The sequence below is a fragment of the Streptomyces sparsogenes subsp. cuspidosporus genome (genome assembly GCF_039532705.1).
Lineage (GTDB): Bacteria > Actinomycetota > Actinomycetes > Streptomycetales > Streptomycetaceae > Streptomyces > Streptomyces sparsogenes.
The window spans coordinates 25,592-39,404 of sequence record NZ_BAAASD010000005.1 but is presented as its reverse complement, the minus strand read 5'-3'; the positions used below and the strand labels follow the sequence as shown (position 1 = coordinate 39,404).

General features: G+C 73.7%; 13 protein-coding genes and 2 pseudogenes. 5 read left to right on the top strand and 10 right to left on the bottom strand.

What is annotated here, in order from left to right:
* Positions 1-41: 41 nt before the first annotated feature.
* Both ABFY07_RS08055 and ABFY07_RS08050 read left to right on the top strand, forming a co-directional pair.
* Positions 42-572, top strand: a pseudogene (locus ABFY07_RS08055) (MFS transporter); the annotation flags it as partial.
* 170 nt (positions 573-742) lie between these two features.
* Positions 743-1,045, top strand: a complete 303-nt coding sequence (locus tag ABFY07_RS08050) for a pyridoxamine 5'-phosphate oxidase family protein (protein WP_346173783.1) — start codon at positions 743-745, stop codon at positions 1,043-1,045.
* Positions 1,046-1,098: 53 nt separating this feature from the next.
* On the opposite strand, the gene ABFY07_RS08045 is transcribed toward ABFY07_RS08050, so the two are convergent.
* A complete protein-coding gene (locus tag ABFY07_RS08045; protein WP_346173782.1) occupies positions 1,099-2,061 on the bottom strand; it encodes a zinc-dependent alcohol dehydrogenase family protein in 963 nt (320 codons plus the stop codon).
* A gap of 128 nt (positions 2,062-2,189) precedes the next feature.
* Here ABFY07_RS08045 and ABFY07_RS08040 point away from each other — a divergent pair, with 128 nt between their 5' ends.
* Together ABFY07_RS08040 and ABFY07_RS08035 are read left to right on the top strand one after the other, a co-directional pair.
* Positions 2,190-2,567, top strand: a complete 378-nt coding sequence (locus ABFY07_RS08040; RefSeq protein ID WP_428836880.1) for a TetR/AcrR family transcriptional regulator — start codon at positions 2,190-2,192, stop codon at positions 2,565-2,567.
* 77 nt (positions 2,568-2,644) lie between these two features.
* Entirely contained in the window at positions 2,645-3,292 is a 648-nt protein-coding gene (locus ABFY07_RS08035; protein ID WP_346173781.1) for a class I SAM-dependent DNA methyltransferase, read from the top strand.
* Between the two features lie 9 nt (positions 3,293-3,301).
* Here ABFY07_RS08035 and ABFY07_RS08030 read toward each other — a convergent pair whose 3' ends face one another.
* The 8 genes from ABFY07_RS08030 to ABFY07_RS07995 all read right to left on the bottom strand — a co-directional run bounded on the left by ABFY07_RS08030 (position 3,302) and on the right by ABFY07_RS07995 (position 11,334).
* Entirely contained in the window at positions 3,302-3,751 is a 450-nt protein-coding gene (locus ABFY07_RS08030) for a DNA-binding protein (protein ID WP_346173780.1), read from the bottom strand.
* A 133-nt stretch (positions 3,752-3,884) separates the two neighbouring features.
* A complete protein-coding gene (locus ABFY07_RS08025; RefSeq protein ID WP_346173779.1) occupies positions 3,885-4,520 on the bottom strand; it encodes a helix-turn-helix transcriptional regulator in 636 nt (211 codons plus the stop codon).
* Positions 4,517-5,692, bottom strand: a complete 1,176-nt coding sequence (locus ABFY07_RS08020; RefSeq protein ID WP_346173778.1) for a threonine synthase — start codon at positions 5,690-5,692, stop codon at positions 4,517-4,519. Before ABFY07_RS08020 ends, ABFY07_RS08025 begins: the two co-directional genes overlap by 4 nt.
* 19 nt (positions 5,693-5,711) lie before the next feature.
* On the bottom strand, positions 5,712-6,608 hold the full coding sequence (locus ABFY07_RS08015) for an HAD family hydrolase (RefSeq protein ID WP_346173777.1): 897 nt from the start codon (positions 6,606-6,608) through the stop codon (positions 5,712-5,714).
* Between the two features lie 224 nt (positions 6,609-6,832).
* On the bottom strand, positions 6,833-7,711 hold the full coding sequence (locus ABFY07_RS08010; protein WP_346173776.1) for a phosphatase PAP2 family protein: 879 nt from the start codon (positions 7,709-7,711) through the stop codon (positions 6,833-6,835).
* 115 nt (positions 7,712-7,826) lie between these two features.
* Entirely contained in the window at positions 7,827-8,867 is a 1,041-nt protein-coding gene (locus tag ABFY07_RS08005) for a LacI family DNA-binding transcriptional regulator (protein WP_346173775.1), read from the bottom strand.
* A gap of 25 nt (positions 8,868-8,892) precedes the next feature.
* Positions 8,893-10,551 carry a glycoside hydrolase family 13 protein gene (locus tag ABFY07_RS08000; protein WP_346173774.1) on the bottom strand — a complete coding sequence of 553 codons (1,659 nt, stop codon included), beginning with the start codon at positions 10,549-10,551 and terminating at the stop codon, positions 8,893-8,895.
* 186 nt (positions 10,552-10,737) lie between these two features.
* Positions 10,738-11,334 (bottom strand): RAD23 family protein, encoded by a 597-nt coding sequence (locus ABFY07_RS07995; RefSeq protein ID WP_346173773.1) that lies wholly within the window; start codon positions 11,332-11,334, stop codon positions 10,738-10,740.
* A gap of 166 nt (positions 11,335-11,500) precedes the next feature.
* On the opposite strand from ABFY07_RS07995, the pseudogene ABFY07_RS07990 reads away from it, so the two are divergent.
* Positions 11,501-11,614: pseudogene (locus tag ABFY07_RS07990) on the top strand (DinB family protein); the annotation flags it as partial.
* A 110-nt stretch (positions 11,615-11,724) separates the two neighbouring features.
* On the opposite strand, the gene ABFY07_RS07985 reads toward ABFY07_RS07990, so the two are convergent.
* Entirely contained in the window at positions 11,725-13,749 is a 2,025-nt protein-coding gene (locus ABFY07_RS07985) for a hypothetical protein (protein WP_346173772.1), read from the bottom strand.
* Positions 13,750-13,813 lie beyond the last annotated feature (64 nt).

Genomic DNA, 13,813 nt, shown 5'->3' with positions numbered 1-13,813 from the left:
TGCTCTGCTGAGCGATCTTCCTCGAGGGCATCGATGTGGCCATGCTCAATGTGGCCCTGCCGTCGATCCGCGCCGACCTGGGGATGTCCACCGGCGAGCTGCAGTGGGTGATGAGCGCCTACGTCGTGGGCTACGGCGGGTTCATGCTGCTGGGCGGCAGGGCCGCGGACCTCTTCGGCCGGCGGCGGATGTTCCTGTTCTGGCTCACCGTGTTCCTGCTCTTCTCCGGCCTGGGCGGCTTCGCCGACGACGGGCCGACGCTCATCGTCGCCCGCTTTGTGACGGGGGTCGCGGCCGCGTTCATGACCCCGGCCGGGCTGTCCATCGTCACGACCAGCTTTGAGGAGGGGCCGCAGCGGGACAAGGCCCTCCTCGTCTACTCCGGCACCGCGGCCGGGGGCTTCTCCGTCGGCCTGGTCGTCGGAGGGCTGCTGACCTCGGCCGACTGGCGCTGGGTGTTCTACGCGCCCGTCGTCCTGTCGTTCCTCGTCCTGGCCGCCCCGCGCTCATCAGCGCGTTCGGCCTGCGCGGCCGTCCCCGCGACGGGGCGGCGGCGGCATGACGCCGAAGGTCGGCTCCTTCTCCGACATCGAGCGCGAGTTCTTCCGGTACATCAGCGACATCGGGTACGCGACCATGATCACCGTCGACAAGAAGAACCGCCCCCGGGCCCGCGTGCTCCTCCCCGTCTGCGCTCGTCGACGGCCGCCCCGTCGGCTGGCTGGCCGCCTACAAGACGCCCGTGAAGTCGGCCCACCTGGCGAACAACCCGCACACCACCTACTCCTACTGGAGCCCCCGCCAGAACGCCGTGTTCATCGACAGCGTCTCCACCTGGGTCGAGGACGAGCCCACCAAGCGCTATGCCTGGGAGCTCTACCGCAAGGGCAGCCCACCGGGCGTCGGCTACGACCCCCTCGGCTACTGGCGCGGCGGGCCGACGGACCCCGAGTACCACGTGCTGCGCATCGCGCCGTGGCGGGTGCGGGTGCTGCGCGGCACGGATCTGCACAGCAAGATCTGGACGGCCGAAGGCGGTGTGTAGAGCCCGCCGGTGCGCCCCCGGCCACGGCCGGGGGCGCATCCGCGGAGCGCGGGCTAAGGGGTCAGCACGATCCTGCCGAACACCTCACCGGCGTCCATCTTCCGGTGCGCCAGTACGGCTTGCTCCAGCGGCAGCAGCTCGTGCACCACCGTGCGCAGTTCGCCGCGGTCCGCGGCGGCGAACTGCTCCGCCCGCACGCCCCGCAGATCGGGTGCGGCCACGGTGTTCGCGCTGAACGTGGCGAACGACAGCGACTTCTGGAACGCCGTCATCATCTTCGCGCCGAAGTCCGCCGGCGGCAGGCCCGCCACGGCGCCGACGGCGACCATGCGACCGTTCGGGTTGAGCCTGGCGAAGAACGAAGGCATGTCCGCACCGGCGACGATGTCGATGATGACGTCGTAGCCCTCCGGAGCGTCCTCGCCCCCTTCGCCGGCGCGGTCCAGCACATGGGTCGCGCCGAGCTCGCGCAGGCGGTCGCCGCGCTGGGCCGACGACGTCGTGACCGCCACCGCACCGGCACCACCGCGCGCCGCGAGCTGGACCGTCATGATCCCGATGCTGCCGGCCGCGCCGCGCACCAGCACCGACTCGCCGGCCGCGAAGCGGGCGTGGGAGAGGCCGAAGTGCGCGACCGGCCCGGAAGCGCCGAGCGTCACCGCCTCGACAGCGGACAGACCCTCGGGGAGCGGGAGGACCTCCTCCACCGGGGCCGTCGCCTGCTCGACGTAACCGCCGCCCACGCCGGTGAAGGCCCACACGCGCCGGCCCATCCACGACGTGTCGACGCCGTCACCGACGGCGGTCACCGTGCCCGCCACCTCGCTGCCGGGGACATGGCCTTCCTCGAAGCCGTAGCCGGGGAGGCCACCCCTGCGAATCAAGGTGTCGACGCCGCCGACGCCGATCGCCTCCGTGGTGACCAGCACCTGTCCGGGGGCGGGAGCCGGGGTGGGCACCTCGATGACCTCCAGACCCTCGGGGCCTCCGAACCTCCGAATCACCACTGCCTTCATGTCGTCTCCTCGCTCCGGGATCGATCGGGACCGGGCCGGGCGCTGCCTCCCGGCCACGGCGGACGCTAACGGACGCCACCGTCCGGTTGGCTGAAGTGAGAGCGGTGACCGACCGTTTGTCTCACCCGGTGCGTTCCGACGCCCTGGAGAAGCACGAACGCTTCCTCGACGCCGCCCGCGCACTGTTCGCCACCGAGGGTCTCAACGTGCCGATGCGGGAGATCGCCCGGCACGCCGGGATCGGCCCCGCCACCCTGTCCCGCCGTCTCCCGACCAAGCAGGCGCTGGTGACCGAGGCGTTCGCGGCGGAAGTGCGCGCCTGCCACGCCATCCTCGACGAGGGGCTCGCCGACCCGGATCCGTGGCAGGGCTTCTGCCGTGTGATCGAGAAGACCTGTGAGCTGCACGCGCGCGACCGGGGTTTCACCGAAGCCTTCCTGGCGGCTTTCCCCGATGCGACGAACGCCGCCATGGACCGCGCCTACGTGCTGCGGGTCGGTCCGTAGAAGCGTGGTGAGCCCGAGTTGGGGCCCGACCCTGGTTCGCGGAGCGGAGAGATCTTCCCGGGGGTAGGGTCTGCGGCGTGACCCAGCCGTCCTACCTTCGGGAAACCCGAACCTCGTACGACACCGTCGCCGTGGACTACGCCAGGCTGGTGCGCCCGGCGTTCGAGGCCGATCTGTTCGGGCGCGCGATGCTGGGGGTGTTCGCCGAGCGCGTGCGGGGGGCCGGTGGGGGACCGGTCGCCGATGTGGGGTGCGGGCCGGGGCATGTGACGGCGCATCTGCGCTCGCTCGGGCTGGACGCGTTCGGTGTGGAGCTGTCGCCGGGGATGGTGGAGGTGGCCCGGCGGGACCATCCGGGGCTGCGGTTCCACACCGGGACCATGACGGCGCTGGAGTCGGCGGACGGCGAACTCGGCGGCGTCGTCGCCTGGTACTCGATCATCCACATACCGCCGGCGGTGCTGCCGGCGGTGTTCCGCGAGTTCCACCGCGTCCTGGCTCCCGGGGGCCATCTGCTGCTCGGCTTCCACGTCGGCGACGAGAGACGGCGCAAGGAGAAGGGGTACGGCCATCGGATGGCCCTCGATGTCTACCTGCTGCCGCCTGACCGCGTCGCCGGGCTCGCGGCCCGCGTGGGGCTGACGGTGTGCGCCACGCTCGTCGAGGAGTCGGAGACCGGGCCTGCGACGGCCTGCGTCATGCTCCGCAAACCAGTGGAGCCGTGACCGCCGGGCCTACGCCGGGGCCTCGTCGTCGGCCGTGGCGCGGCTGGCCAGTCGCTCGTACCGCTGCCTGGCGGCCTGCGGGGTGCCGAGCCCCAGTCCGAAGGCGATCTCCTGCCAGGTCATGCCGCGGCCCCGGGCCATCTGCAGGAGTCCGGCCTCCAGCTCGTCCATCTCCCCGCGGACGAGCGGGACGAGGGTCAGGGCGGCGGTGATGTCGGCCTGGTCGACCTCCGGCTCCCCGTCGTCCCGCTGAGCCGCCCCGCTGAGCAGGAAGGACACCAGCCGGACGGCCTCGTGCGGGCCGAGGACCGAAGGATGGGTCTGCCGGCGGCGCTGGGCGTCGGTGGCGGCGTGGCGCTCGGCGATGCGCATCAGGGACGCGTAGACGCGGTGCGCGCGCGCCGCCTCCGGCCGCGGGGGCGTGAAGGGATCGGACGGCTGATCGGGAGTCGAGGTCATGGGACCAGGATGGGACCTGCACGAGCTGATGTCAACGACATGTTTTGAACGAGTTGTTCAATACCCTTGGCTGGCGCGTCGGCGCTTCGGTGCCTTGGTGCCTTGATGTTTTGGTGCCTCGCCGGCCGGGGCGTCACTCGGCGGGCGAGCGCAGGTAGTTGTAGACGGTCGCCCGGGACACCCCCAGCAGTTCGGTCACCACCGGCACGGAGTGCTTGACCTGGAGGAAGCCGCGGGTCTTGAGGGAGCGGACGAGTTCCTTCTTCGCCGGGGAGCCGAGGCTGCGCGGGGTGTGGCCGCGGGCGGCGGCGAACTCCTCTATGACCGTGCGGAGTTCGTCCGCGGTGCGGGCGCGCAGGGTCTCGGTGAGGGGCTGCTCCTGGTCGTCGGTGCGGACCAGGTTGCTGAGGCTGCGGGCGACGCTGGCGAACAGGGACACGTCGAGGTTGAGGCAGATGGCGGCGACGTACTCGCCCGCGCTGTTCTTGATGCCGATCGAGGTGCTCTTGGCGGGGCGGCCGTCCGGGAAGCGGTTCGGGTAGTTCTGGACGATGTCGGGGAAGCCGGGGTCCTGGATACGGGCGATGCCGAGCTCGGTGGCGGGGTCGCCGACGGCGCGGCCGGAGAGGTTGGACTCGATGGCCCGGATGGCGTGTTCCGGGTCGCGCAGGTCGTGCAGTACGACCTCGCACAGCCCCGGGAACATCCGGCCGATGGCGACGACGATCTTCTCGGCTTCCCGCAGGAGCAGGTCGTCCTCGGCGGTCATGAGGCGTCTTTCCGATCGGTGAAGAGGGCGCTCATCGTGGTCGCCGCCTTCAGGCCCGAGCCGGTCAGCAGCACGACCGTCGTCTCGCCGGGCCGGATCGCGCCCCGGGCGCGGAAGACGTCGATCGCCGCCGCGGCGGTCGCGCTGGTCGGCTCGGCGTACAGGCCCATGGCGGCCAGGCGGCGGGCCGCGGCGGCGATCTCGTCCTCGGGGACGGCCGCCATGTCGCCGTCCGAGCGGCGCACGGCCCGCACGACCTCGGGCAGCCGGACGGGCGCGCGGATGGCCGCGCCCTCGGCGATGGTGGGGGCGAAGGGGGCGGCGGGCTCGCCGTGGAAGGCCGCGTGGATGGGGGCGCAGTGGGCGGGCTGGGCGACGAGCAGCCGGGGGCGGCGCCGGATCTGGCCGGCGGCCAGCAGCTCGGAGAAGCCGAGGTCGCAGCCGAGCACGGTGGAGCCCGCGCCGGCCACCGTCACCACGTTGTCCGGGGCCGTGAAGCCCAGGTCCTCCCACAGCTCGTAGGCGAGGGTCTTGGTGCCCTGGAGGAAGAAGGGGTGCCAGTTGTGGCCGGCGTAGTACGTACGGGCCGACCGGCGCAGCGTCTCCGCCGCCGTGGCGTCCCGGTCGCCCGGGACGAGCTCCACCCGCGCCCCGTACGCGCGGGCCTGGAGGACCTTGGCGGGGGAGGTGGACGCGGGGGCGAGGATGGTGGCCCGAATGCCGGCCGCGGCACAGTACGCGGCGACGGACGCCCCGCCGTTGCCGGAGCTGTCCTCGATGACCTCCGGCACGCCGCGCTGCGCCAGCAGGGAGATCATCACGCTGCTGCCGCGGTCCTTGAAGCTGCCGGTGGGGCTGAACCACTCCAGCTTGAAGAGGACCGGGGCCTCGCCCCAGGCCTTCTCGACCAGGGGGGTGAGGCCCTCACCGAGCGATACCGGGGTGGGGATGTCCAGGGGGAGGGCCGCGCGGTAGCGCCACAGCGAGCGGGTGCCGGTGTCCACGTCCTCGCGGGTGATGCCGGGCAGGGCGGAGACGGTCAGCGGGGCGCCGTCGTCGCCGCGCCAGCGCGGGTCGGTGAGCGGGTAGCGGGCGCCGGACCGCTCGTCCAGGTAGTGGGGTGCGGTGGGGCGCGGGTCGGCGGGGCGGGATTCAGGCTGCACTTTGGACATTCTGTTTAGCCATGGAGAGTCAGTCAAGGGTGTCAGGCAGGCCGTACACCCGTTCCAGCACCGCCGCCACCCCGTCCTCGTCGTGGTCCGGCGCCACCTCGTCCGCGACCGCGATCAGCCCCGGGTGCGCGTTGCCCATCGCCACCCCGTAGCCCGCCCACTCCAGCATCGGGATGTCGTTCGGCATGTCGCCGAAGGCGATGGTGTCCTCCGGCGCGAAGCCCATGCGTTCCGCCGCCCGCCCCAGCCCCAGGGCCTTGTCCACCCCCGCGGGCAGCACCTCGATCATGCCCTTCTCCGAGTGGGTCACCGACACCTCGTCCCCGCCCGCCAGCGCCGCGGCCGCCGCGACCCGGCCGTCGGGCAGCTCGCGGTGGCGCATCAGCACCTTCTCGATCGGCCGTGCCCACAACTCCTCCCGGCTGCCCGCCAGCCCCCAGTCCGGCCGTACCCGGTCGGTGAAGCGGGGCGTGACCACGAAGCGGTTCTCGGGCGCGGCGGTGACCACCGCCAGCTCCAGCGGCCGCCCGCCCAGCTCCTCCTCCGTGCGCTTGACCACCGCACGCGCCAGGTCCAGGTCCAGCGCCGCGGAGACCAGCAGCCGGTCCGCCGAGGCGTCGTACAGCTGCGCGCCCTGACCGCACACCGCGAGTCCCTCGTAGCCGATGGCGACCAGGAACTCCCGGCAGGAGGCGGCCGGCCGCCCGGTGACGACCAGATGGCGCGCCCCGGAGCGGCCGGCGAGGGCGAGCGCCGCGCGGGTGCGGGCGGAGACGGTCAGGTCGGTGCGCAGCAGCGTGCCGTCGAGATCGGTGGCCACGAGCCGGAAGCGCGGCCCGGCGGAGCCCGAGCGGGGTCGGGGCAGCCGCGGGGCGGAGGGGGCGGAGGCGGCTGGTGTGGCGTCGGCGGTGTGCACGTGCCGGTGTCCCTTTCATGTCCTCGGGCCCGCGCCGTGTCCTCGGGCCCGCGGCGTGCCCACAGCGACGCGAGGGCGACGCGGATCGTCGCCCTCGCGCGAAAGATCGAGCCCCTGAATGCTGAGCCAGAATGGCGGCTCGGGCGGGTGCGATCAAGCCGTCTTGACAGCCGCGCGCAAGCCGCCCACGGCAGGTGCCCTCGAGCCGCCCGCGCCAGCCGTCCTCAGGCCGTCCGCGGCCCGGCCTCCGGCTCGGCCTCCGCCTGCCGCACGGCCACCTGCTTCGGCAGCCGGTACGAGAGCCTGCCGTACCAGAGGCGGGAGAGGCCGAAGCCGAACGACAGGCACAGGGCCCCGCCGACGGCGTCCAGCCAGAAGTGGTTGGCCGTCGCCACGATCACCACCAGCGTGGCCGCCGGGTACAGCAGCCCCAGCGCCTTCACCCACACCGGGCGGGCCAGCACCGCGATGGTGATCCCGCACCACAGCGACCAGCCGATGTGCATCGACGGCATCGCCGCGTACTGGTTGGACATGCCTGCCAGGTTCCCGGAGGCCATCGACCCCCAGGTGTGGTGCGCCACGACGGTGTCGATGAAGTGGCCCCTCGCCATCAGCCGGGGCGGCGCCAGCGGGAAGAAGTAGTAGCCCAGCAGGGCGACCCCGGTGGTCGCGAAGAGCGCCAGCCGGGTGGCGGCGTAGCGGCCCGGGTGCCAGTGGTACAGCCACACCAGCACGCCGAGGGTCACCACGAAGTGCAGCGTGGCGTAGTAGTAGTTCATCCCGACGATCAGCCAGCCGACCGAGTCCAGCGCGTGGTTGACGCCGTGCTCGAAGGCCAGGCCGAGCCGGTGCTCCCACTCCCAGATCCGGCCCGCGTTGCGCATCGCCTCGTGCTTCCGCTCCGGGACGGCGTTGCGGATCAGGGAGTACGTCCAGTAGCCGACGGCGACCAGGAGGATCTCGAACCAGAGCCGGGGTCTGCGGGGGGCGCGCAGCCGGTCCATGAGCGTAGGGGGCGGCGCCGGGCGCGCTTCGGTCTCCTCGATGGGTGACGGAGTGGCCGTCCGGCCTGGCAGAGTCCTCACAGTCGCTTCACCCATAGGGCAACAGTCTGCCAGAAGCGACCCGGCGGCAGACCGTCCCCGAGTCCGGTCTTGACACCTTATGTCCCGCTTGGGGTGGTCCCGGTTGTAGGGGAGTCCGGCAAACGCCCGATTATGTCCCGCCGCCCCGCGCGCCCGCCCCGTGCGCCGAGGCCGTGGAGCCGCGGACCACCAGCTCGGGGAGGAAGACGAACTCGCTGGGCGGCGCCGGGGTGCCGCCGATCTCCTCCAGCAGGGCGCGCACCGCCGCCTGGCCCATCGGCTGCACGGGCTTGCGGACGGTGGTCAGCGGCGGGTCCGTGAAGGCGATCAGCGGTGAGTCGTCGAAGCCGACCACCGAGATGTCCTCCGGCACGGCCAGGCCCTGCCGCCGGGCCGCGCGGATGGCGCCCAGCGCCATCATGTCGCTCGCGCACACCACCGCCGTGCACCCGCGCTCGATCAGCGCCTCGGCCGCCGCCTGACCGCCCTCCAGGGTGTACAGGGAGTGCTGGATCAGCTCCTCGGACTCCTCCGGCCCGACCCCCAGCTGCTCGCGCATCGCCCGCTGGAAGCCCTCGATCTTCCGCAGCACGGGCACGAACCGCTTCGGGCCGAGCGCCAGCCCGATCCGGGTGTGCCCGAGGGAGGCCAGGTGGGTCACCGCCAGCAGCATCGCCGCCCGGTCGTCGGGGGAGATGAAGGGCGCCCGCACCTTCGGTGAGTAGCCGTCGACCAGGACGAACGGCACGCCCTGGCCGCGCAGCCGGTCGTAGCGCCGCATATCGGCGGTGGTGTCCGCGTGCAGCCCGGAGACGAAGATGATCCCGGCCACCCCGCGCTCCACCAGCATCTCCGTCAGCTCGTCCTCGGTCGAGCCGCCCGGGGTCTGGGTAGCCAGCACCGGGGTGTAGCCCTGGCGGGTCAGCGCCTGCCCGATGACCTGCGCGAGCGCGGGGAAGATCGGATTCTCCAGCTCGGGGGTGATCAGCCCGACCAGCCCCGCGCTGCGCTGCCGCAGCCGCACCGGCCGCTCGTAGCCGAGCACGTCGAGGGCCGCGAGGACGGATTCGCGGGTGGTCGCCGCCACGCCGGGCTTGCCGTTCAGCACACGGCTGACCGTGGCCTCGCTGCCCCCCGCCTGGGCTGCGATGTCAGCGAGCCGTGCGGTCATGGGGCTGGACTGTACCGGTCGCGCGTCAGATTGCCCACCACGCACAGGAATCGGCGGGAATGCGCACGGTGCCGGCCCCGTACTCCAGGGGGGCCGAGGACAGCAGCGCACGCCCGGGGACGGGCAGCTCCACCTCCTCCCCGAGGGTGTTGAGGGTGCACACGAATCCCGGCCGGGACAGCGCGAGCACCCCGTCGGGCGCGTCCAGCCAGGCCATCGGGGTGTCCCCGAGGCCGGGCAGCTCCCGGCGCACCGCGAGTGCGCCGCGGTACAGCTCCAGCGTGGAGTCCGGGTCGCCGGTCTGCGCCTCCACCGACAGCCCGGGCCAGTCGGCGGGCTGCGGCAGCCAGCTGCCGCCCGGGCCGAAGCCGTACGACTCCCCGTCGCGCGACCAGGGGATGGGCACCCGGCAGCCGTCCCGGAAGCCGTCCTGGCCGCCGGCGTGGAGGGCGCGGAAGAACGCCGGGTCCTGGCGGCACTCGTCGGGCAGGTCCGTGACCTCCGGCAGCCCCAGCTCCTCGCCCTGGTAGATGTACGTCGAGCCGGGCAGCGCCAGCACCAGCAGGGCCGCGGCCCGCGCCCGGCGCAGCCCCTGGGCCGGGCTGTCCTCGGCGTAGCGGGTGGCGTGCCGGACCACGTCGTGGTTGGAGAGCACCCAGGTGGTGGGGGCGCCCACGGAGGCGGTCGCGGCCAGCGACTCGTCGATCACCTCGCGCATCGCCGCCGCGTCCCACGGGCACCTGAGGAACTGGAAGTTGAACGCCTGGTGCAGCTCGTCGGGGCGCACATACAGCGCCAGCCGCTGGGAGGTGGGCGCCCACGCCTCGGCCACGCCGATCCGCACCGTGCCGTCGGCCCGGCTGTAGGAGTCCAGCAGCCGCCGCCAGGAGCGGTGGATCTCGTGCACACCGTCCTGGTCGAAGAACGGCAGCACCTGCGCGCCGATCAGCTTGGCCTGTTCGGTGTGGCCGATGTCGGGCAGGCCCGCGGCCTTGACCATGCCGTGCGCGACATCGACGCGGAAGCCGTCCACGCCCAGGTCGAGCCAGAACCGCAGGATGGACTCGAACTCCTCGGCGACCTCCGGGCAGTCCCAGTTCAGATCGGGCTGCTCGGGCGCGAAGAGGTGGAGGTACCACTCGCCCGGGGTGCCGTCGGGATCGGTGGTGCGGGTCCAGGCGGGGCCGCCGAAGACCGACTCCCAGTCGTTGGGGGGCAGTTCGCCGTCCGCGCCCCGGCCGGGCCGGAAGTGGTAGCGCTCGCGGGCCGCCCCCCGAGGCCGGTCCGCGAGCGCCTCCTGGAACCACACATGCCGATCGGAGGTGTGGTTCGGCACGATGTCCACGATCACCTTCAGGCCCAGTTCATGGGCGGTGCGCACCAGGTCGTCGGCGTCGCCGAGGGTGCCGAACAGCGGGTCGACGGCGCGGTAGTCGGCCACGTCGTAGCCCCCGTCGGCCTGCGGCGAGGCGTAGAACGGGGTCAGCCAGACCGCGTCCACGCCCAGCCGGGCCAGGTGGGGCAGCCGCTCGCGGGCGCCGCGCAGATCCCCGATGCCGTCGCCGTCGCTGTCGGCGAAGGACCGCACGTACACCTGGTAGATGACGGCGTCGCGCCACCAGTCGGCACCGCCGGCCGGACGGGCGGTCTCGGTCTGGGGGGAGGTGGTCAGCTCCTGGGTCATGCCGGTGAACGTAACAGCACCGCAATGCCTTGCGGAAGGCTTGCAGGGGCTTGCGGTGCCCATCCGGCGTGATCCGGGCGTGCTCCGGCGCTTCCGTCAGGTGTCGGGGCGGCTGGGGCGAACGCGTGGGGGCAACGCCCCATCCCCTTGCAGAAATGCGCCGCAAACATTTTCCTGGCTGAACCGCTACGCGGGCTTGGCGCGGACGAACCGGTCGGGGTTGCCGTCGCTCCAGTTGAAGGTGAGGGTCCGGCCGCCGTCGCTGAGCCGGGCCGTGCCGCTCGTGGTCGCGCCCTGGCAGGTGAAGGTGGCGGCCATGGAGGCGCTGATGGTCCCGGAGCAGGTGCCCTTGTTGCCGCTCGCGGACATGGACGTGCCGCTGATCCTCAGGGTGATCAGGTTCCCGTTCGCGTCCCGCATCGGGTAGTACCAGGCGCCCTGGACCCGCGACAACTGGCTGGAGGTGGTGGGCGGGGCGGCGGTCGTACGGCTCGGGGCCGGGGCCTTGGAGGGAGCGCTGGTGGTGCGGCTGGGGGCGGGGGTGGCGGTCCCGCTGGGGGCCTTGGCGCGGCTCGGGGTGGGCGTGGGGCGGGAGGACTTCATGTCGCCGCTGTCCCCGCCGGCAGAGGGGGTGGACCTGCCCGCGTCCTCGGCCCGAGTGGTGGCTTTGTCGTCCTTGGTCGGTGCCGCCGACTTACTGTCGTCGCCGTCGTCGCCGCAGCCGGTCAGAGTGAATGCCAGCACCGCGACAGCGGTGGCGGCGATCGAATTCGTTATCCGCACGAGATTTCCTGCCGTACCCAAATCGCTATGGAATTCTGTGGACACCTGCGAGCCTTCCATACGCGACGAGACGAATTCCACTGTTCAATGGGGTTCCCTGGATCAGTTCTGCTGCACTGCGGATAATTGATTTCCGGGCGGAACGACGGTGTGTCAGGGTCGGCGCATGGAGACTTCCCGACGTGACCTTGCGCGCTGGCAGTTCGAGTTGACCTGGGCCCTGTTCGAATACCACCTGGAGCGGCTGGAGCCCGACGACTTCTTGTGGGAACCCGCCGCATGGTGGTGAAGCACGGCCATCGACCACGCGCGGGGCTGCGCGGGGGCGCCGGCGGCTGTGAGGGATTCCTTCCTCACGTCACCACACGGGGCTCGCCATACCGCCTCCCGTCAGCGCAGCGCCGACAGCCGTCCGCCCGACACCAGGCGGCCGCTCAGCCGGGCCTGGTCGCCCTCCCGCGCGGGCAGGGTCAGCGTCCGGCCCACCGCCGTGCCCCGGACGTCGCCGCGCGCGGCGACGGAGGTCACCTGGCTGCTGCCCGCCGCCAGCAGATACCACCGCCCGGCGCGGGACTTCCACAGCGCGCCCGCCAGCACGCGCGGCTCGCGCGGGCCGCAGGCCGGGGAGTCGCCCGCGTTGGCCACGACCGCGGCCGGCGCGGCGGGGTCGGTGGTGGGCGGCTGGAACTGGGCCAGCACCCGGCCGCCCGCGCCCCGCCAGGTCTCCGCGCGCGTGCACACCCACTCCGCCGAGCCGCCGCCCTCGGGCAGCCGCTGGGCCGCGAACCGCCAGGCGTTGACCGTGCGCACCCCCCGCGAGTGCAGCAGCGGGAGCCGGCACGCGGTGTGCGCCCAGGCCGCCCGGGCCGGCGCGCCCGCCACGTCCCGCGGCCCGCCGCCCCGGCCGCCCGGGGCGCCGTACGTCAGCCGGGCCGGGACGATCTCGCCCAGGTCCGTCACCAGGCGGGACCCGAGCCGCAGCGCGGTCCAGCTCTCGCACTCGGGCGCCCGCCCCGCGCCGCCCACCAGGTCGGCGCCGCCCGCGCGCACCGGATCCGTCACCCCGTCCGCCGTCAGACGCAGCGGCCGGGCCGCCTCGCCGGGCCGCACCAGGTCCCGTACGGAGGGGTGGCGCACCCAGGGGGCGGCCAGATAGCGGACGTTCCCGTCCGCGCGGGTCACGACCAGACCGGTCGAGGAGGCCGCGTCGGCGGCGTCGGCCCGCGCGAAGTCCAGCGCCACGGCGCCGCCGTCGCCGCCCCCCGCCTCCGCGTACCGCACCACCCGCAGCCCGTCGTACAGCAGGACCACCGCCACCTGGTCCACCTCGCCCGCGTACAGCAGCTGGGGCGGGCCCGAGGGCGGGCCGGACTGGGTGCCGGGCGTGGCCGACACGCGCACCGAGCGCCCCGGCCGCGCCCAAACGGCCAGCGCGCGGCGCAGCAGCGGCGTGTCGCCCGTGCGGTCGCCGCGGGCGGGCCAGGTGGAGAAGTCGGCGCGGGTGGCGGTGCGCCACGCCTCGGGCGCGGCGCGGGTCAGCTCGGCCGGGTCGAGCGCGCGCTCCGAGGACGGGTTGCGCGCGTACGGGGGCGCGGCCGCGCCGCTGGGGCCCCAGCCCTCGCCGGGCACGCCGAGCAGCGTGCCGCACACCACCAGCGCCGCGGCGGCGGCGAGCGCCGCGCGCGCGTGCTGCCGGCGCCGCATCAGATCGGTGGGCCGGGCCCGCAGCGCGCAGGGGTCGAACTCGGGGGACTCCAGCAGGGTGCCGTCCCGGCTGCCCGCCGGGTCCTCCACCGTGTCCGCCTCGGCGAGCGCGCCGCGCGGGTCGGCGACCCCGGCGGCCTTCAGCACCTCCCGCGCCTCGCGGTCGTCCAGCCGCTCCAGGCCGCGCAGCGCGTACGCGGCGCGGCCGGGGCCCGACAGCTGAGACAGCGCCTTGTCCAGGGCCAGTTCGTCGGACCCGCCGGGGGACGGGGACAGCCGCAGCCCCCACACCCGCGGCAGCGCCGGCCCCAGCGGCAGGCGCCGCCGCCGCGCGGCCCGCAGCGCGCCGCGCAGCACCCGCAGCCGCACGAAGGCGTACCCGGCGTCGTCCGCCGCGCCCTCCGCCCCGCGCTGCCCGGGGAGCCCGGGCGTGGCCCCGGCGCCGCCCCGGCCGTCGGCCCCGGTCTGCGGCCTGACACCGGTCTGTGGTCCGGCCCCGGCGCCGTTGGCCCGGCCGCGGGGCAGCGCGCGCTGCGCGAGCCCGTGGGCCGCCAGCACCCGGCGGGTGCGCCCCATGCCGGGCGGCAGCACCAGATACGCGAGCCGCACCAGGCGCGGGTAGTGCTCGACGATGGCGGCCTCGGCCTGCTCGACGTCGATCAGGGTGGGGGAACCACCGGGGAGGTCGGCTGTCTCCTGCTGCTGCTCCACGGTTGGAGAACGAGCGCCGGATGCGATGGTCACCGCCGCGCGGAGCCGGGGCCCCTGCGCGGGC